Source organism: Cohnella sp., from assembly GCF_041641335.1.
In the GTDB taxonomy this organism is placed as follows: Bacteria; Bacillota; Bacilli; order Paenibacillales; family Paenibacillaceae; genus Cohnella.
On the sequence record NZ_JBEPYQ010000084.1, the window covers coordinates 12,713 to 31,268 of the forward strand.

General features: G+C 57.6%; 15 protein-coding genes and 1 pseudogene. 2 read left to right on the plus strand and 14 right to left on the minus strand.

Features of this window, described 5'->3' with window-relative positions:
- Positions 1–2,280, minus strand: a complete 2,280-nt coding sequence (locus ACESLM_RS23310) for a family 78 glycoside hydrolase catalytic domain (protein WP_372634968.1) — start codon at positions 2,278–2,280, stop codon at positions 1–3.
- A 120-nt stretch (positions 2,281–2,400) separates the two neighbouring features.
- Between ACESLM_RS23310 and ACESLM_RS23315 the strand changes: the two genes are divergently transcribed.
- Complete coding sequence (locus tag ACESLM_RS23315) at positions 2,401–3,255, plus strand: helix-turn-helix domain-containing protein (protein WP_372634971.1); 855 nt, start codon at positions 2,401–2,403, stop codon at positions 3,253–3,255.
- Between the two features lie 265 nt (positions 3,256–3,520).
- Here the strand turns inward: ACESLM_RS23315 and ACESLM_RS23320 are convergent, their stop codons facing one another.
- Positions 3,521–4,414, minus strand: a complete 894-nt coding sequence (locus tag ACESLM_RS23320) for a phytanoyl-CoA dioxygenase family protein (RefSeq protein WP_372634974.1) — start codon at positions 4,412–4,414, stop codon at positions 3,521–3,523.
- Positions 4,415–4,543: 129 nt separating this feature from the next.
- Here ACESLM_RS23320 and ACESLM_RS23325 point away from each other — a divergent pair, with 129 nt between their 5' ends.
- Complete coding sequence (locus ACESLM_RS23325) at positions 4,544–5,458, plus strand: helix-turn-helix domain-containing protein (protein ID WP_372634977.1); 915 nt, start codon at positions 4,544–4,546, stop codon at positions 5,456–5,458.
- Positions 5,459–5,472: 14 nt separating this feature from the next.
- On the opposite strand, the gene ACESLM_RS23330 is transcribed toward ACESLM_RS23325, so the two are convergent.
- The 12 genes and pseudogenes from ACESLM_RS23330 to ACESLM_RS23385 all read right to left on the minus strand — a co-directional run.
- The gene (locus ACESLM_RS23330; RefSeq protein ID WP_372634980.1) at positions 5,473–7,101 is read right to left on the minus strand and encodes a response regulator transcription factor; all 1,629 of its coding nucleotides are present in this window, start codon (positions 7,099–7,101) and stop codon (positions 5,473–5,475) included.
- 1 nt (position 7,102) lies between these two features.
- On the minus strand, positions 7,103–8,881 hold the full coding sequence (locus ACESLM_RS23335) for a cache domain-containing sensor histidine kinase (RefSeq protein ID WP_372634982.1): 1,779 nt from the start codon (positions 8,879–8,881) through the stop codon (positions 7,103–7,105).
- Positions 8,882–8,896: 15 nt separating this feature from the next.
- Positions 8,897–9,970, minus strand: coding sequence for a beta-galactosidase BglB (bglB, locus tag ACESLM_RS23340; protein ID WP_372634984.1), 1,074 nt, complete (start codon positions 9,968–9,970; stop codon positions 8,897–8,899).
- A gap of 60 nt (positions 9,971–10,030) precedes the next feature.
- Positions 10,031–10,912, minus strand: coding sequence for a carbohydrate ABC transporter permease (locus ACESLM_RS23345; RefSeq protein ID WP_372634986.1), 882 nt, complete (start codon positions 10,910–10,912; stop codon positions 10,031–10,033).
- The gene (locus ACESLM_RS23350; protein ID WP_372634989.1) at positions 10,909–11,802 is read right to left on the minus strand and encodes a carbohydrate ABC transporter permease; all 894 of its coding nucleotides are present in this window, start codon (positions 11,800–11,802) and stop codon (positions 10,909–10,911) included. The genes ACESLM_RS23345 and ACESLM_RS23350 overlap by 4 nt, the downstream gene beginning before the upstream one ends.
- 68 nt (positions 11,803–11,870) lie before the next feature.
- A complete protein-coding gene (locus ACESLM_RS23355) occupies positions 11,871–13,178 on the minus strand; it encodes an ABC transporter substrate-binding protein (RefSeq protein ID WP_372634991.1) in 1,308 nt (435 codons plus the stop codon).
- Between the two features lie 205 nt (positions 13,179–13,383).
- The gene (locus ACESLM_RS23360) at positions 13,384–14,733 is read right to left on the minus strand and encodes a DUF455 family protein (RefSeq protein WP_372634994.1); all 1,350 of its coding nucleotides are present in this window, start codon (positions 14,731–14,733) and stop codon (positions 13,384–13,386) included.
- 129 nt (positions 14,734–14,862) lie between these two features.
- On the minus strand, positions 14,863–15,747 hold the full coding sequence (locus tag ACESLM_RS23365; protein WP_372634997.1) for an AraC family transcriptional regulator: 885 nt from the start codon (positions 15,745–15,747) through the stop codon (positions 14,863–14,865).
- Between the two features lie 119 nt (positions 15,748–15,866).
- Positions 15,867–16,499, minus strand: a complete 633-nt coding sequence (locus tag ACESLM_RS23370; RefSeq protein ID WP_372634999.1) for a carbohydrate-binding family 9-like protein — start codon at positions 16,497–16,499, stop codon at positions 15,867–15,869.
- A gap of 109 nt (positions 16,500–16,608) precedes the next feature.
- Complete coding sequence (locus ACESLM_RS23375; RefSeq protein ID WP_372635002.1) at positions 16,609–17,220, minus strand: Uma2 family endonuclease; 612 nt, start codon at positions 17,218–17,220, stop codon at positions 16,609–16,611.
- A 71-nt stretch (positions 17,221–17,291) separates the two neighbouring features.
- On the minus strand, positions 17,292–18,179 hold the full coding sequence (locus ACESLM_RS23380; protein WP_372635004.1) for an SMP-30/gluconolactonase/LRE family protein: 888 nt from the start codon (positions 18,177–18,179) through the stop codon (positions 17,292–17,294).
- 189 nt (positions 18,180–18,368) lie between these two features.
- A pseudogene (locus tag ACESLM_RS23385) lies at positions 18,369–18,556 on the minus strand (nitroreductase family protein); the annotation flags it as partial.

Consider the following 18,556-nt stretch of genomic DNA (forward strand, 5'->3'; position numbering starts at 1 on the left):
TCATCCTTCCCACAGAAGCTCGTTATCCCCTTCCGTCAGAGCCCGCTCGGCGAGCCGTCCGTCCGCGAGCCGCAGCGACAGCCGCGCTTCCATGCCGGCGGGAATCGCCGCGCGCACGCGCACTCCGCCGCTCTCGCGTTCCCAGCGCGCATAGACCTGGCCGAGCGGCGTCCAAACCTTCCCTTCCGCGAAGGTCAAGCTTTCCGGCATATAAGGACGGATCGTCGTCTTCGCGTAGCCCGGCGCCTCCGAGCGAATGCCGACGACATATTCCTGCAGCAGCCTTGCCGGATATCCGTTCCAGGCGTGGGAATGACTTTCGATGTCGTCCCAGCCCTCCCACATCGTCGGCGATCCTTGGGCGATCATATGCCCCCACCCCGGATATTCCCGTCGATCGAGCAATTCGAACGCTTCGGCTTCTCGGCCGTTGTCGAACAGCATGCGCAGCATCGGCAGCGACAGCACCGTTCGGCATTCCCAGCTCTGCTCCGCTACGGAAGAGATGGCCGCCTCTCGGTCTTCGGCCGGGACGATGTCGGCATGCAGCGCGAGCGCCGTCACGCCCTGGTGGGTCGCGGACGATTCCGAGCTGTCGCGGAAACGCTTCTTCTCCGCATCGTACAGCTGCGAGACGATCCGCTTGCGCAGCAGATCGGCCTGGGCTGCATACGCCTCGCTCTCCTCTCCTCGTCCGATCAAGCCGGCTGCCCGGCTGACCGTCCGCAGCGCAAGAACTAGCTTGATCTGCTGCACCGTCAGGAACTGCCCTTTGTGCTCCACCGATGGATATGGCCAATCGCTGATATGCCAGCCTTTGTCCAACGGTACGAGCCCTGTGTCCGCATCCCGGATGCTCAGGAAGTAATCGACCATGCGGCGAGCCGTCCCGTAGAACCTCTCCAGTACGCCAACGTCACCCGACGCCTCGTACACCTTCCACATCAGCGTGGCGTAATGAAGATCCCACTCCGGAATTTGCAGATGAAAGTCCGGGTGCCCGTAGTTGATCGGCGCGACGAACGGGAACGTGCCGTCGGTAAGCTGCGCGTCGGCAAAATCGCTAAGCGTCTTCTCCAACACGTCGACGCCCTCGAAATTGTACAACAGCGTCTCCGCTTGCAGGTCGGTGTCCGCGGTATATTGCGCCTGCTCCCGGTGCGGACAATCGACGGTTTGACCCAGCGTATTGTTCTTCTGCGTGCGGATGCAGGCGGCATACAGCTTGTTCAGATGTTCGGCCGAGCACGAGAACTCGCCGGTCTGGGCCATGCCGGTATACGCCCAGCATACCTTCATTTCCCCCTCGGCGATCTCGCGCGGATAACCCGTCACTTCCACATACCGGAACGCCTTGTACGAGTAATCCGGCTGCCACGTCTCCAAATCGTCCCCGCGCATCGTATATTCATCGTAGTAACGGTCGGAAAATTCGTTGGTAACGTTGTGCTTCACCCGTCCGTTCTCGTCCAAATTCTCCGAATAACGCAGCCGGACCGTCGCTCCCGCGATTCCCCGCAGCGCAAGCCTCGGCCAGCCCGAGACGATCGCTCCCGCGTCGAACACCTGCGCGAATTCCGCTTCCCCGCCTTTGGGCTGAGGAAGCTTGACGCCTTCGATCTCCTCGGCGATCGCGCCCTCGGGAATGCGCTGCGCCTCCATCGGCCAATCCTCGCGACCGATCCGTGCCGGCTTCGCCCTCACCGCCGCGCCTTCCTTCCGCCAGCCCGCATAGCGCCACTCCGGGTCCAGCTTGCGCGCATCGTAAGCTTCGATGGCCGACATCCTGCGGTTTTGCTGGTACGGCGTTCCGACGGCATGGGGCGTATCCTTCAGAACCTGCCAAGACGCATCCGTCTTCACGGCCGTCTCCATCCCGTCCGCGTAAACAAGCTGAAGCTGCAGCCTGAAGCCCGGTAAACCGTCGTAATAGTTTTGGCCCCCACCGCCCAAATAATGGACGTCCGCCGTTAAGCAATTGCGGCCGGCCGTCAGCAGCTCCGTGACGTCGTAAGCCAAGTAAGCTTTGCGCTTCTCCGGATTCGTCGGAGCCGGGGACACGTACCCGCCGAGCCTCGCCCCGTTCACGTACACCTTGGCCGTATTGTGCGCCGAATAGAACAGGATCGCCTGCTTCAGCGGGCCGCGCACGCGGAACTCTTTGCGGAAATAAGCGAAATCGTTAACGCGGACGCGCCTCGACCGCCATATCCATTCCGCTTCCCATGCCGCCTTAAGCTCCTTCCGGTGCTTGCGCCTCTCCCTCTCGTATCCCGTCATCCCAACCGTCCTCCCCGCTGGCTTTTTTTCCAGCATATCATGCTTTTTTTCGTTGCTTATAGGGGGGTTAATATGATATCAATAGGGCAAACACATCCTATTCGCAAGGGAGAAGGGTACATGGCCTCTTCGCCGTTCACGCTGGAAGGCAAGCTGTATTGGACGCCGGACTTTCCGATCGCCGTCACGAGGGAGCGGGAACGGTTCTCTCTGCCGATCCACATTCACGATTTCGTGGAAGTTCAGTACGTTGCGGAGGGAAAAGGATTCCATTACATCGGGGACGAGCGGCTTTACGTGGAAAAAGGGGACTTCTTCATCATTCCGATCGGCACGCGCCACGTCTACCGTCCCGCATCGGAAGCGCCGAAGGACGAGCTGATCGTGTACAACTGCCTGTTCGATCCGTCCGTTCCGCGAACGCTGGCGCTGGCATACCCGCTGCCGGGTCCGGCGCTGGAGCTGCTGTCCGGGGAGGACCGGCCTTACCGCCGGTTCAAGGATTCTTATAACGAGGGAAAAGTGTGCATGGAAGCTCTGTATCGGGAATATCAATCGCAATTGCCCGGCTACGAGGCCGTTCTCTACGCGCGCCTGACCGAGCTTCTCGTGTGCCTGCACCGTCTGGAGCCGGCCGGGCGCCCCTCCGCTCCGGCAAGCTCGCGGCTGGCCGCCGCGCTCGAATATCTCGAACGCAACTGCGAGCGTCCGCTTACGTTGCCGGAGGCCGCCGCCCTGCTCCCGGTAAGCCCAAGCTACATGCAGCGCATGCTGAAGCGGGCGACGGGGCAATCGTTCACCGAGTACATGCAGAACCTGCGAATCCGCAAAAGCTGCGAGCTGCTGCGCCGAACGGCGTTGCCCGTCAAAGAGGTGGCCGCTAGGTCGGGCTACCGCGATCTGAAGTTTTTCCATGAGCTGTTCCGCAAAAAGACGGGAAGGACGCCTCGCGAGTATCGAGTTCATCAAAACTGACTTGGCTTCAAAACGACTAAACCGCTCCTTCGCCGCTTCCTGTCCAAGCCGCGATCCGCCCGCGAAGCCAGTCGTTGATCTCGATCGGATACCGGCTCGAGAAGCGACTCGGTAACGCACACCCAGTGGCTGAAATCCGCGCACAGCGCCAGGTCGGCGAATTCGTTCAGAAGCCGGGCCGTCGTCCAAGGGCTTCCCGACGCGGTCCAGCGCCCGCGACCGGCTTCTTCCGCACCGTCCCGGCGCTGGCCTCATGTTGGCCTCGTTAGCACTCGGCGTCTGTCATCGCGTTCGTATAAATCCGTTTGTATTCGTCCGGCTTTACCTTGACCGACGACTCGCAAGCGTAATGCAGCTGCAGCGCCCTGCGCCGCTTGGCCGATTGATTCGGCGGCGTGCCGTGATGAAGCATGCCGTGAAAAAACAACGCGCCCCCCGGCGGCAACGGAACGGCGACGTCGCGGTCGACCCGAACGTTCGTATCGCAGATCTGCCAGTCGCGAACCGCGTAATGCGGCACGCCCCCATCCATGTGCGATCTCGGAATGACATGCATGCAGCCGTTGTCGAGAGCGGCTTCGTCAAGGGCGATCCATACGCCAACGATCGGTTTATCGAAAGTCAGCGGGCCGTAAGCCATATCCTGATGCCAGGGCTTTTCTCCTCCGCTGTGAGGCGGCTTTAGAAGCGCCATGTCCTGGACGAGCACCGGCTCTTCTCCGAGCAGGCTCCGAACGACTTCCAGCAGCTTCGGATCGTAGGCCACGATTTTCAGCGTCTCGTCGACTTTCACGAATTCGTGAACTTTGCGCACGGCAAGCTCCCTTTCCTCTCGGCTGTTCAATTGGTCCTGCGGCTTTGTGAACTGGATTTTGGCTCCTTTGGCGTCCTCGAAAATCAGGCTCATCAGCGCCTCCTTCGAGCGTTCGACCTGCTCTCCGTCCAACACTTCCGCGACGGCAAAATAGCCCTTCTCCTTGTACTCTAGAATCTTCTCGGGACCGACGTCATCCAAAGACCCGATCAAAGGCTCGACAACGTCGTATTTGTACAGCTTGACGGCGATCTCCTCGGGGGTGAGCTCCTTACTCATCGCTACGGAGCCTCCGTCGTACAACGTCGAAGCCAGCTTTTCCTTGTCGAATGAGTTTGTACTCATATGCGCAACACTCCCTGATTGAAATTGATTATTTCTATCGATATAATAAATAAATATCAAGAAATCAGGAATGTTCCGAAGCTCCAATTATTTGTAATGAAATGCATATCGACAAGGAGGTCACCTCTCATGGACGATCGTCCCGGCCCCCTCTCCACTGACCGGATCGATTTCCGGGAGTGGTCCGCCAGCCTCGGCGAACTCTCGTTCCGAAGCGGCGGCAATTCCGGAAAAGCCAAATGCGAAAAGGATTGGAACTGGAAACCAAAGCCGCTCTCCGACTACGACTTGTGGTACGTCTTGTCCGGGTACGGCCGGATCCGCATCGGACCCGACGTCCATTCGATCACTCCCGGCTCTTGCTTCCTCCTTCGTCCCGGCGAAGTCGTCTTCGCCGAGCAGGATCCGGTGCGCAGATTAACCGTGATATTCGTTCACTTTCGCACGGAACCCTCCATTCCCGGGAAGAGCGCGCCTATGTTCAAGGCGACGGCTCCGCACTTACATCCCGAGTCCGTACTTCACTCCTTGCCGACGCTTGTCGTCATCCGGGACGCCGCCTGGTTCGAGAGTCTTCTGAACCGGTTGCTGACGTTGGACGAAGAAGTGCGCACCCCCGCGACGGAAGCCGAGTTCGACGCCGTTCTCAAGGCCGCGCTCCTGTCGCTGCTCCGGGAATCCGCCTCCGAACGCGCTCGCGGGGGGAGCCTTCATCCCGCAGTGAGGCAGGCGATCCGGCTCATGAAGGAGAACGCCGCCTCTCCGCTCACCCATGAACAATTGGCGGAAATTACCGGCACTTCCGCGCGATACTTAAATGTCTTGTTCAAAACCCATACAGGCACTTCAGTCAAAACCTATCTCGCGCGGGTTCGCGTCGAACGCGCCTGCCAACTGCTCGCGGAGAGCACAATGAACGTGTCCCAGATCGCGGATACGCTCGGTTATGCGGACATCTATTTTTTCAGTAAGCAATTCAAGCAATTTACGGGCGAATCGCCCACCCGTTATCGAAGCCGAGCGCACGAATCTCGCAGCCATTAAGCCGCAAATGCGGCTTAATCCGCGCCCGGATCCGCTGCGTACTCAAGGGGACTTTTTCCCGTCGCTCCCCGAAACACGCGGCTAAAGTAGGTCGGATCGGCAAACCCGACCTTGTCCGCGATCTCGGAAATCATGTGCCGCTTCGTGGCCATCAGCTCCTTCGCCTTGTCGATCCGGTATTGGGTCAGATATTGGATAAAACCGATGCCCGTCTCCCGTTTGAACAAAAATCCGAGGTAATTGCGCGACAAGTGCAGCCTAGCCGCGATCTCGGCAAAAGACAGCGAAGACGCGTATTCCGTCTCCACGATGCGCTTGACGGCGGTGACGTAATCCCCGGCAGCCTCTTCGTCGTCCGAGCCCGCCTCCTTGACGAGCTCCAGCACAAATATCCGCGTCGTCCTCGCGACCTCCTCCTTCGTCTCGGCCGACTGGATATCCCGGATGACGCGAAGCGGCTGCACCGCCTCCCCTTCCGGAAGCTTTCCGCCTCGCCCGGCGAACCCGACAGCAAGACTCCCGATGAGCGCGATCGAAGCGGTCTGCGCGAGCCGCAGCGACCCCGGCCGTCGGGTCATCTGAGCTTCGATCTCCGTCCACAGCCTCGCCGCCTCCGTCTCATTACGACAGACCAGCGCTTCGACGAGCGGCCGAATCCGGTCTTCCGGGTAAGCGTCAAGCTCCGCCAGTACGCCCGGATCTTTCTCCTCGCCCGCGACCAAGAGCAACTGGTAGCCCTCGTTCTCCGTCAACCGCAGCAGATCGAACGATTCCTTGTACGACAGAAAGTAGCGATCCGTCCGTTCCCGCCAGCTGCCGACTCCCGCGTTCGATTCGATCGACAAATACCGGCCGACGTTCGCCATCAGCGAGCGTCCGAGCCGCTTCGCCCGTTCTACCGTCTCGCAGGGGTCCGCCCCGCAGACGAAGATCGGCAGCCGGTCTTCCGAGTAACGAAGAGGATAGGCTCGGGCTTCCGGCTCCGATCGAAGCGTTTCCTCGACGATGTTCATCGCGGAAAACTTGAACAGCAGCCAATCCCGTTCCGATCGATCTCGGGGATCGCCGGCGCGGTACAACTTCAGCGTGAGCACGAGCGCTCCCCGCGCCACATCCTCGTTCAGCTCGTAGAGTTGAAGCTGTTCCAAGGAAATCTCGCGATGGCTCCGTCCCGCCGTCGCGAGCTCGTTCAGGAACTGCTCCCGGAGCACCGGCAGCTTCCTTTTTATCAATTCCGCGAACTCCTCTGCATACCGTTTGCGCTTCGCCTCGTTATTCATCGACTGCACGACGTCGTACAAAATCTGTTCGATCTCCGGCAGCACGATCGGCTTCATGATATAGTGCAGAGCGCGCAGGTGGATGGCCTTCTTGGCGTATTCGAACTCGTCGTATCCGCTTAGGATAAGGACGGAAACCTCCGGGTCCTCTTGGCGAACGAGCTCCAAAAATTCCAGTCCGTCCATGACCGGCATCGTAATATCGGTAATGATCAGATCGGGCTTGCGCGCGCGGTACGACTCCAGCGCTTCGAGCCCGTTCGAAGCCGTATCCACCGCCCCGACACCCAGCTTGGCCCAATCAACCAAGCCGGCCATATGCTTCGTAATGTGGTTTTCGTCGTCCACGATTAACACCCGCATCTCATTCTCCTCCTTTCCCGTTCGGAATTCGCGCCAGCTTCGGAAGGCGGATTTCCAACCGCGCTCCTCCTTCGGGCCGGTTTTCAAGCTTAGCTCCGTACGCAGAACCGAAATGAAGCTGAATGCGCTGATTGACGTTGGCCATGCCGTAACCTCCGCTTTTCGCCTGGCCCGGGACTTCTATGGGGTCCACGCCCCGCCCGTTATCCTCGATGACAATCCTCAATTCCTTCCCGGAGTTCGAGAGAGCGCTTACGCGTATCCGGAACGTTCGATCGGCAGAACGTCCGCGGAAGCCGTGCACGATCGCGTTCTCGATGAACGGCTGGAGAATCAGCTTCGGGACGAGCAGTCGGGACGCGGCCGGGTCCATCTCTTCCTCGTAGACGAACGACTCTTTGAAGCGCGCTTGCTGAATCTGCGAGTAGATCGCGCCGTGCTCCATCTCTTCCGCCAGCGTGATGAACGAACGCCCCTTGTTCAGGCTTAGGCGGAACAGCTTGGCCAGTTTGGCCGACATCAGGCTCGCTTCGTTAGCCCCATTGGCGGCGGCCATCCAATTGATCATGTCGAGCGTATTGTAAAGAAAATGAGGATTGATCTGATTTTCCAGAACGCGAAACTCCGCTTCCCGAGCCGCCCTCTGCTCCTTCTCCCGGCTCTCTATCGACGCGGTCAGCTCACCGACCATCCGGTTGAATGAGATCGCGACCTGCCTGTACTCGAAGATCGAATGCGATTCGGAGATGCTCGCGTCGAAATGCCCGCTCTGCACTCTACGGAATGCGCCCAGCAGCTCGGGCACTTGGCGCGTCATGCGGCCGGACAAATAGTAGGCGATGACGATCGTCGCCAGAAGTCCCGCGAGCGCGATCAGCACGACGAAATTGCGGATTTGCTTTACTGGATGGTACATCTGCTCGGCGGGAATCATCTCGATCAGCCGCCACTGCGTCTTGTTCGGGTAGGAATAGATCACGACGTAGGACGTGCCCCCGACGTCGACGACCCGATAACCGTCGCTCTGCACCCTTTGGATCTCCTCCAACCATTCCAGCTTGGCTATGCGCTCCGGAGATTCCGCTTCTGGATAAGAGCTTAGGCGAGAGACGATTCGACCGCCGCTGTCGGTCAGCAGCATCGTTCCACTATACGTCTTGCGTGCGCCTTTCAGCACATCGGAGAGGGATTGTTCCTCCATGTTCATCTCGATCAAGCCGACGACGCGGCCGTTGCTGTTGAAGATTTTGCGAATGTAGGAAATGACGTTTTTCTGCTGGTACTGATTAACGGGATCGAGGTGGGAGCCGAGCCAGAACGAGTCGGAGCGCTCCAGCGCCTCCCGGTCCCATTCGATGGCCGAATACGGAAAAACGCGGTCCAGCGACGATTGAGGCAAATGCTTGAACCGGTCGTTGAACAAACGGATGCTGGAAAGGTAAGGCTTGGAGTAAAGGAACGGGTTGACCAGATTGTTAACCGATTCCCGCCGGGTTTGGAAGAGATCGTACGCGTCGCCGGCGCCGCTCTCCCCGAATGCGTCGATCAAGTTCGGATTGGAGGCGATGACGAGTGCGGTTTCCTCGATGTCGCGAAGACGGGAGCTGATCTGCCCGTGGGTCTGATCGATCAGCTCCAACCGGTTGCCGACCACTTGCTTAACGACGTTGTTGGAGAAATTCCAATAGAATAGCAGGCAGGTGACGAGCAGAAGAATACCGGTAAAACTAATGAACACAAGCAGCAGAACGGGTCTGATCCGCCATTGTCTTTTCTTCATGCCGTCACCGTCCGGTTAATCGAGATGCTTGCTGCCTTCGACGAGCATAAGCAATGCCATAGATTGCCCGTAAGGCATCGGACATTGCGGAATTTCCTTGTAAAAGTCGAGCGTGCGCCCCATTCGCGTGCCGTAGGACACTCCGCGCGCGACGCCGTTCCCGTCGATCCGGTCCAGCACCGCCTTCAGCGCCCGAAAGCCGACCGCTCCACAATCCGCCCCGACGTAGCCCCGGCGAACCGCTTTCAGGATGCCGTAGGCGAATCCGGCCGTCGCCGACGTCTCCTCATAGCTGGAGGGATCGTTAAGCAGCGTATGCCACATGCCGCTATCCGCCTGCAGCTCCGCGAGCTTGCCGATCTGGCGGTCCAGAGACGATAGGAGAAAACCCTTGACTCCGGATTGGACCTCGACCATATCGAGAAAATCGACCAAGCCGGCGGTGTACCAGGCGTTGCCTCGTCCCCAAAGCGCCTCCGCGAACCGATGGCCTTCTTTGAAGGTCCACCCGTGAAAAAAGAGCCCCGTCTTCACGTCCGTCAAATATTTCAAGTGAACGAGAAACTGGCGAACGCTCTCCTGGACGTAATCGTCCCGCTTCAGCAGCATGCCCATCCTGCCGAGGAACAGCACCGTCATGTAAAGCGTATCGTCCCACAGCTCGCCTTCGTTCGGACTGTCGACGGCGGTATGGGCGATACCGCCTTCCGGCGTGCGGGGCATGCGCCCCGCCGCATATTCGGCCCATTCCATGCAGATGTGCAAATATTTCGGCCTAAAAGTCTCTTCGTACAGATAGCTTAGCGTCAGCAGCGGGCACATCGTGTTTACGTTCGGTTTCGGCAAGCCCTCGGCGAGCCGCTTGTCGTACCAGTCCGTCAAATAGCTTAAAATCTCGGAATCTTTCGTTTCTTTATAATATAAAAATAACGAAAACAAACCAACTCCCTGAGACCAGTCCCAAACGTCCATCGAGACGATGCTCGCCGGCGTATCTTCCTTGATCGCCGGCTTCAGGCCGATCATCCCTTCGATCACTTTGTCGATGGCTTGTTCGATCTCTTTTTTTTGCAGCCCGATGCCGTTCATCCCTTCCCTCCATCCTTCTTCGGTCCATCCCCAATCATTGCGTTTCCGGCCCCGCGTCAATCAGTTTTTCATCCCCGTCGTGGCGATGCCCTGAACGAAATGCTTCTGCGCGGCGAGAAACACGATAAAGCTGGGAATAAGCGACAACACGGACATCGCGAACATCGCTCCCCATTGGCTCGTGCCCGAACCGTCGAGAAACAGCCGCAAGCCGAGCGAAACGGTAAATTTGACGGGGTCGTTAATGTAGATCAATTGGGCGAAAAAATCGTCCCACGTCCAGATGAAGCTGAAGATCGCCGTCGTGATCACTGCGGGAACGCACAGCGGGAGGATGATCCGGCAGAACGTCTGGAAGACGTTGCAGCCGTCGATCGTCGCCGCCTCGTCCAGCTCTCTCGGTAGGCCTCGAATAAATTGCACCATAAGAAAAATAAAGAACGGCGCCGAGCCGAAAAAGTGCGGCACGATAAGCGGCAAATACGAATTAATCCAATCGAGCTCGTTAAACAGCAAATATTGCGGAATCAAAATGATCTGCGCCGGCATCATCATCGTAATCAGCATAACGCCGAACAGCGCGCCCTTCCCCTTGAACTCGAGACGACCGAAGGCGAACGCCGTCAGTGAAGCGGAAACGACGTTGCCGACGACGACAAGCCCGGCGACGACAAAGGAATTGGCGAAGAAAACGCCGAAATTCAGCTTCGGAATCCCCGTCCAGCCTTTGGCGTAATTGTCGAGCGTCCACGTTTGCGGCAGCAGCGATAACGACGCGAAAATGTGCGAATCCTCCTTAAAGGAGCTCAGCGTCATCCAGATCAGGGGGTAGACCATGACCAGACCGCAGGCGACCAGCGCGAGATGCAGCAGCGAATGCCGCAGCAGGCGGGAATGCCGAAGACGAGACGTCCGGCTTGGAGAGTGCGCGGAGACGCTCATGCCTTCCCTCCTTCCGACTCGTAGTAGACCCAGAACTTGGACGTCTTGAAAAACGCGAAGGTGAACAACGCGATCACGGCCAGCAGCACCCACGACAGCGCGGAGGCGTAGCCCATCTTGGCGTACGAAAAGCCTTGTTCGTACAGATAAAGCGCATAAACCAGCGTCGAATCCATTGGTCCGCCCTTGGTCACGATGTACGCCTGCGTGAACATCAGGAACGCTCCGATCGTCTGCATGACGAGATTAAAGAAAATGACCGGAGACAGCAGCGGCAGCGTAATGTGGAAAAATTGCCGTATTTTGCTTGCTCCGTCGATCCCGGAGGATTCGTATAAATATTCGGGAATCTGCTTCAGCCCCGCCAGGAAAATGACCATCGAGGAGCCGAACTGCCATACCGCGAGCAAGCAGATCGTATAGATCGCATATCGGGGGTTGGCGGTCCAGATTGTTCCCTGCCCACCGAGCAGCTCCACGATCCGGTTGAATACGCCTTGATCGCCGAAGATTTGTCGCCACATGACGGCGACCGCGACGCTTCCGCCGATCAACGAAGGCAAATAATAGACGGTTCGGTAGAGCCCGATGAGCCGCACATTGCGGTTCATCAGCACGGCGATCAGCAGCGCAGCCGCCAGCTTAAGCGGCACGGACACGAGCACGAACAGGAACGTCGCCTTAACCGACAGATAGAATCGCCCGTCCGCGATAATGTCCCGGAAGTTCTGCAGGCCGACCCAGCGGGCGGCCGATCCGAGGTTGTACTGGGTAAAGCTCAAGTACAGCGAGCCGAGGAGCGGACCGAGAACGAATAACAACAGGCCGACGATCCAGGGCAGCAGAAATAAATAAGCGTTCAGATTGGAGCGAAAAGCCCGATTTCCCATAGCTGCGAACCTCCCGAAAACGGCGAACTCCGGGGGGAACGGAATGCCCGACGCCCCGGAGCCCGCGATTACTTGCCTTGAAGAATGGCGTTCGCCTTGGACATAAACTCGTCGGCCGCTTCTTCGATGCCGATTTTCTCGAACTGAATCTGCTGGGTCGTGTTGATGAGCAGATTCCGGATCTCGCTTGCCCCAACCGGTTGATTCGGATTAAACGGCGTGGCGATCTGGGACAGTTCGTCGATGAACGCGAACTGCTTCCGATCGATCTCGCTAAGCGAGCTCGCCATCGCTTCGCGCACTTTTGCCGAAATCGGCACTCCGCGGTTCGCCCCGAGAATGGCCGCGGCGTCAAGGTCGTTGGTCAGAAAATCCAGCAGCAGCGCCGCTTCCTTCGGATGCTCGCTTCTCGCATAGATCGACCAGGAAATGCCCGCGGAGATATAGTGGCCTTCCTGCCCGCCCGCCATCGTGGGCCATAGCATCATTTGCAGCTTTCGATTAGTAAGCGTTTCCATGCTACCGAGCTGATTGGAGCCCAGGACGAGAACGGGACTGTTGCCGGTTACGATTAGCTGCTTTTCCAGCTCTCCGCTCGATACCGATGCCGTCATCTCCGCCGTCGGCGCCGCTCCCGATTTGCGCATCGCGTCCCAATAGGCGAAGAACTCGACCAGGTCCTGCTTCTCAAAGCCGAGCGCGTTGCCGTCATAAAGCGATTTGCCCTTCTGCCGCATGAAGTACGTCAGAATGTCGCTGTTGTTCATGTAGTCGGGCGTACCGTAGGAGCCCTTGCCCAGCTTCTCCGACACCTGCTTGCTAATCTCCGCGAACTCCTCCCAGGTGTAACGGTCCTTCAAGGCAATGCCGGCTTTCTCGTACAGCGCCGGATCGATCGCGAAGGCCGAGGCGTTGATTCCGGCCGGAAGCATCATCAGCTTGCCTTCGTAGAGACCGATGTCCCGTGTGCCCTGATCGACGTCCGCCAAATTCAGCTCGACGGAGCCCAGATCGAGAAGAGAGCCTCGCGACGCGAAATCGCTCATAAACTGGTAAGTCGTCTGGAACAGGTCCGGCGCGTTCCCCCCGCTCACCTGAACGTTCAGCTTGTCGAAATAGCCGTCGAAGCCGGAAAACTCGGGCTTCACCTTAATGTTCGGATGCTTCTGCTCGAACAGCTCGAGCGCCTTCACCGTCAGATCGTGGCGATCCTGCGTCCCCCACCACAGAATTCTCAGCTCGACTTGCTCGGCGGGCTCCCCGCCTTGTCCGGAGGAAGCCCCCGAACGCGCGGGCTCGTTGCTCTTGCCGCCGTTGCACGCGGCCAATGCCGAAAGGAACAACGCTCCGACGAGGATTAGCGATATACGTTTCATTTTCTATCGTCTCCCTTTTCTGAATCGACTGGTTTCGTAGTTCGCACTACCCTTTATACCGAGCCTATAAAGAGAGCAATCCCCCTTTCCTGAAAGTATAGCTTAACTATACAGGGCAGGGGGATCGACAGAGAATGAAGAAAGCAAAGGGATGCTTGGAGAAATTAACGGTTTTGACGAATTTATGCCTCGGGGCCGACGTATTTCAGTATCGGTCGTAGGTCAGATCAAGCGTGGCGAAGCCGCAAAATTCCGGGAAGCTGCTGAGCACGGCGTTAATCTCCTCCTCCGTGTAGCCCATTTTCCGCAGATGCAATTGCTTAGCCTTCTCCGCAACGGAGTTGGCCGTGACGAAATCGTTGAGCTGCTCGAACAGCTTGGCTCCCCACTTCTTGCCGAAGTTGACGTGGAGCCGCTCGTCGGCGATGTCGTACTCGGACTGCAGCGACGACAGATAATCCCCGAACTGCTTAAACGCCTCGATCGACTTGCGCTTCTTAATGAACGAGCAGGGCTCCATGACCATCGTCAGGCTCGAATAGAACTCGGGAAACGTCCGCTCGAGGTTGTCCGGCGTCAGAGCGGTCGACGGATGCCAGGAGAAGTCTCTCGTGTCGTACCCCATCTGCTTTAATCGGCGCACGCCCATCTGGCTATGGCGAATTTCGTCCCATGTATGCCGTGCGATGTCGTGATAGAAGTCCATCGGCATTTTCTGGATTCCGTAATAGAGGTAGGTCAGGCTTTCGGACGCCGACATTTCGCTCGCATTGATGAACACCATATGTTTCACGCTGTCGTACGTCGGGGAAGCCGGGTCGAACATCGCGCTTTTGTACTTGGTCAAGTCCACGTGCGGATAGTCCGGATCATGGGCGGGCACGACAGGTACGGGACCCGCCGGTTGAACGTCCGGCATCTCCGGCCAGACGAAGGTTTCCTTTGCGCTCCCCCCGTCCAGTCCGTCCCACATCCGCTTGACGAACCGGCACCAGTTGTCGAATCTCGCCCGTCCCTCGGAATCGTCCACGTAAGCAAAGCGAATTTCGTTCGCCATCCACGTCGTCAACGGAGCGCGATCCATCTCGATCATCCGCCACTTGTCGAGCGTAGGCGCTTCCAAAATCGGGTCCAGCTTCTCGACGACCCGATCGTACTTTTCATATAGCTTCCGAACGAAAATGCGATAGGTCGCGGCGAACTCCAGGAAAGCCGGGGCGAGCACAACGGACGAGAATACGCTCGATACTTCCTCAGGGATCCAGGAACGGTCGCTCAGCGCCGGCCCCGGCAGCTCGTTAATTCTCTCCCTGAGATGCTTCATATGATCCGTATGCAAATAAGCCATTCGAACAAGCTCGCCTTTCCGCTCCCACTCGGCTGCCGCCGACATCCAGCCCATCGTCATACGGGAAAGCTCGAACTCGATCCAATAGATTTCCTTCAGCATGATCGCCGTCTCCACCGGCCTCACGAACGAGCCCGTCCGGTCGTTCTCGTTATCCAAAAACCCCAGGTCGTTTACGTCCACTTCTATCGCGTTCGGCTTCTTCATAGTCTTTCACCTCGTCGTTAGGTCTTGACACTACCTTATCCGACATCGGCCAAAAACGCTTGGATCGGATTCTCCATCTGTTGCAGAATCGTCCACGGCGTACGGCCTGCCAAGGCGAAAGGCCCGCGCTCAGTCTCTCATGCTGCTCCGGTAGAAGCCCGGGGTAACTCCTGTAAAATCCTTGAAAGAACGGCTGAAATGGGCGGTCTCGCCGAAGCCGACCCGGAACGAGATTTCCGTAATGGACTCGTCGGTGCCGCTGAGCAGCGACTTGGCGCGGTTGATTCGCTGTAAGATCTGGAATTGATGAGGCGTATAGCCTGTATGCTGCTTAAAAAGTTTGTACAAATACGATTTGGAGATGTGGCGGGCGGCGGCGAGCTCCGTCATGTTCAGGTTTTCGTGGTGATGCTCGGTCAGGTGATCGGCGATTTCGTCCATCAAGCGCCGATACTCGAACGGAATCTCCTTCTTGTCGCCCCGTTCCTCGGAGGCTTGCCTTTCCAGAATGACGAACAGCTCCACGAGCTTCGCCTTGATGAGCAGGGAATAGTGGGGCTTGCGCTGCTCCAGTTCCCGCTCTATCGTCTGAAGCAACTGCCTGACGGCTTCGGCGTCCTCCTTCGTCGCGAGCTGCACCTGCGCCAAGCCGCCGGAATCCGGTCCGAACCAGCCCTCGAACATCCCGACCGCGAACGGAGCGATATCCGCCACAGCTGCTGTATAGGACTCCTCTATCGATAAAATAATGCGTACGTATTCGGAGGACTGCGTCGTCCGGATAAAGTGATACGTTCCGGGCTTGATAATCGTCAGCTTGCCGGGATGAAATCCGTACTCTCGGTCATCCACTCTGCATATCCCGACGGAAGAGCAGGAGAAGTGAAACTCGTAGCCTTCGTGGGCATGCATGAAAGGCATGACGACTGCATCCCGCTTCGTCTGGCAATAGACGGGGAATTCGCTCAGCGTCCGGTTGAAATCCATATCGACGATCCGCGCCAAGTCGTCCATCCGCCGGCCCTCCCTCGCGTTGCCGTTTTCCTCATCGTAGGGCGTTCCGCAAGCGCTGTCAACCGAAATCGCGGACGGTATAGGATCGGGGACACGGCTCGGAGTCCAAGAAATTGCAGCTAAAGTGACATGCTCCCCGACAAAATCAGCTTGCCGAATCTGTCCGAGATATGGTAGTTGATCGCTCCAGTAGGCGACCATGCCTGAAAATGGCGGGTTCCGTCCGGCTCGTCGTCAATGCGGAAAAAGTTGATTCTCCACAGCGTTCCGGCTTCGGGGGCTTTCGAGAAATTGGAGAAAGGCAGCTTAAACGTGTAAGTACGCCGGTCCCCGTCAGCCTCGATCGTCCGCTCGAAGCCCTGCGCTTCCCATTCCGTGTCCGCCTGGAAGCGATCCGGCTCGTTCTCGTCGCCGTGATCGATCATCAGATCGCAGAGCACGCCGTTCGGACTGACGACCAGCTCCATATACCGCCTGCACTTGCCTTCTTCGTCGATGAACATCTCTACGACATCCTGCTCCCACAGCGGATCTTTGCGGTTCGTATACTGCGAGACGACATACGTATCCACGCACTCGAATCTTACGTACAACGCTCCGTCGTCCCAGCAGGCTTTAACATGCGTCGCCTCGCGAACGTCGCCGCCGGTGACGACGTCTACGAGACTGACCGCTGCTATGCGCTCCCAGATTTCGTTCGTGTAATTTACATATTGGCATTGATAAGTCGGAATCTCTGCAAGCATCGACATCTAGACCTCCGTCATTTTCCGAATCTCTGTCATTAAACCCATGAGCAAGGTAGTCCGCTTCTTTAGAACTATCGCAACTTATCAGGATTTTTTTCGTCTATCGGATCGCTCAGCGCAGGTTCGCGAACACTCTCTTCATATCGACCTCGATGCAGGAGAACAGAGGCGAGATTACCCGATCCGGGGCAACGTACGTTTCTACTAGCTGCAGCTTGCCGTCCTCGTTCCGAATAAACTGATCCAAAGTCAGATGAACCGGGTCGACGATCCAGTACTCCTTCAGTCCGAAGCGTTCGAATTGGCGTTTTTTTCTTACTTTGTCGTTATGGCTTGTTGAGGGGGACAAAATTTCGACAGCCAGATCCGGAACGCCTTCAATTCGTTTTTCCTTGATAATAGAGGCATTCTCATGCAAAATGTACACCAGATCGGGCTGAAATTGGTTGTCCTCGTCCAAATAGACGTCGGCGGGCGAATAAAGTAGGGTCCCGTTCGAATGACAGGTCTGATAGAGCATGATGTACAGCGCTCCGGAAATTTGCTGATGATGAATCGTCGGCGCCGCCTGCATATCATAGCGAACGCCCTCGATGATTTCGTAGCGTTCCTCCTCCACTCCGAGAAAGTCCAAGTCGTCCCCGTCATACGCGTAATCCTCGATCTGCTCTTTCACAAGAGGTTCCCGTTTCTTGGACTCGTCCTCCTTGCGCTTGTCCGACATTCTATCACCGCCTCCTCCAAGATGAATCGTTCTTCTGCCAGGCGCCGTTGTGCGCTTGCGTCCTACATACACTACATGCTCTGCACATTGAACTCGCTCGGAGGTAACCCCTTCACGCCAGGCCTGTACACGAACAGGCTTCCCGCCAGCGGCTCTCTGCTAAGCTGCTCCTCACTCAGTCCTACGCTCGCCGACGTGACATACAGCTCGTCCAGATGATCGCCGCCGAAGCAGCAGGAAGTGACCCGGGATACGGGCAGTTCGACGCGCTCCAGGCATTCGCCGGTATCGGGATCGAAGCGGCTGACGGCATATCCGTCCCAATGCGCGACCCACAGCTTGCCTTCCATATCGACGGTCATGCCGTCGGGGTATCCCTGATCGACGGGGATAACTGTAACGGTCCGACGATTGGAGACGCCGCCGTTCTCGGCGTCGAAGTCGAACTGGTCGATCCGTCTCGTGTTCGTATCGATGTAGTACATCGTGCTGCAGTCGATACTCCAGCCGAGGCCGTTGGAGCAGCCGATCTCCTCCACCATCTTGTGTACGTTCCCGTCACCGTCCAACCGATACAGCGCGCCGACCGGAGCCCCGCCCGATAACGGCATCGTACCGGCCCAGAACCGTCCGGCCGGATCGCACTTGCCGTCGTTAAACCGGTTGCCAGATAAATGCGCCTCGGGATCGGCGATCTGCTCCAGTTCCCCCGTCTCCATGTCCAGGAAATGAAATCCGTTCTGCAAAGCGCATACCATTCGTCCGTCCGTCGCCCGCACGACCGCGCCGATCCGCTGCCCTACTGAAACGGCCCCTTCCTCGCCCGTCTTCGGATTCCACATCCGTATTTTCATGCCCTCGATGTCCACCCATACGAGCCGTCCGCTCTCCGGGAGCCACAACGGCCCTTCTCCGAGCGCGGACTTTTCCACGTTGATCGCTTCCGCCCGTTTCGTCATTCGACTCATCCCCTCAGTATGTTCTGAGTACATCCTACTGTAATTGTGCCTAACTTGGCTAGGCGCTCAACAAAGAAAATAGAGGCCATCCCTTGGTTATCTATAAGATGACCTTATGGGACAGCCTCTTTCGGTTCGTTCTATGTCATGCGGACATTTTGCCATGAATGTCGTTCACATCCGAACGCATTACAGCTGTTTATACCAAGCGATCAGATGCTCCGCCCGCCGCCGCGGCCGGGGTTTCGGTATCTTGTCGGGATAATAATACCCAAGATGAAGCGTTCCGGCCACCTTCTCTCCGGACTTCACTCCGACTTCTTGGCGAAATTTTGGATCCCAATTGTATTCGTTAGTTTTCCAGACGACTCCGATCC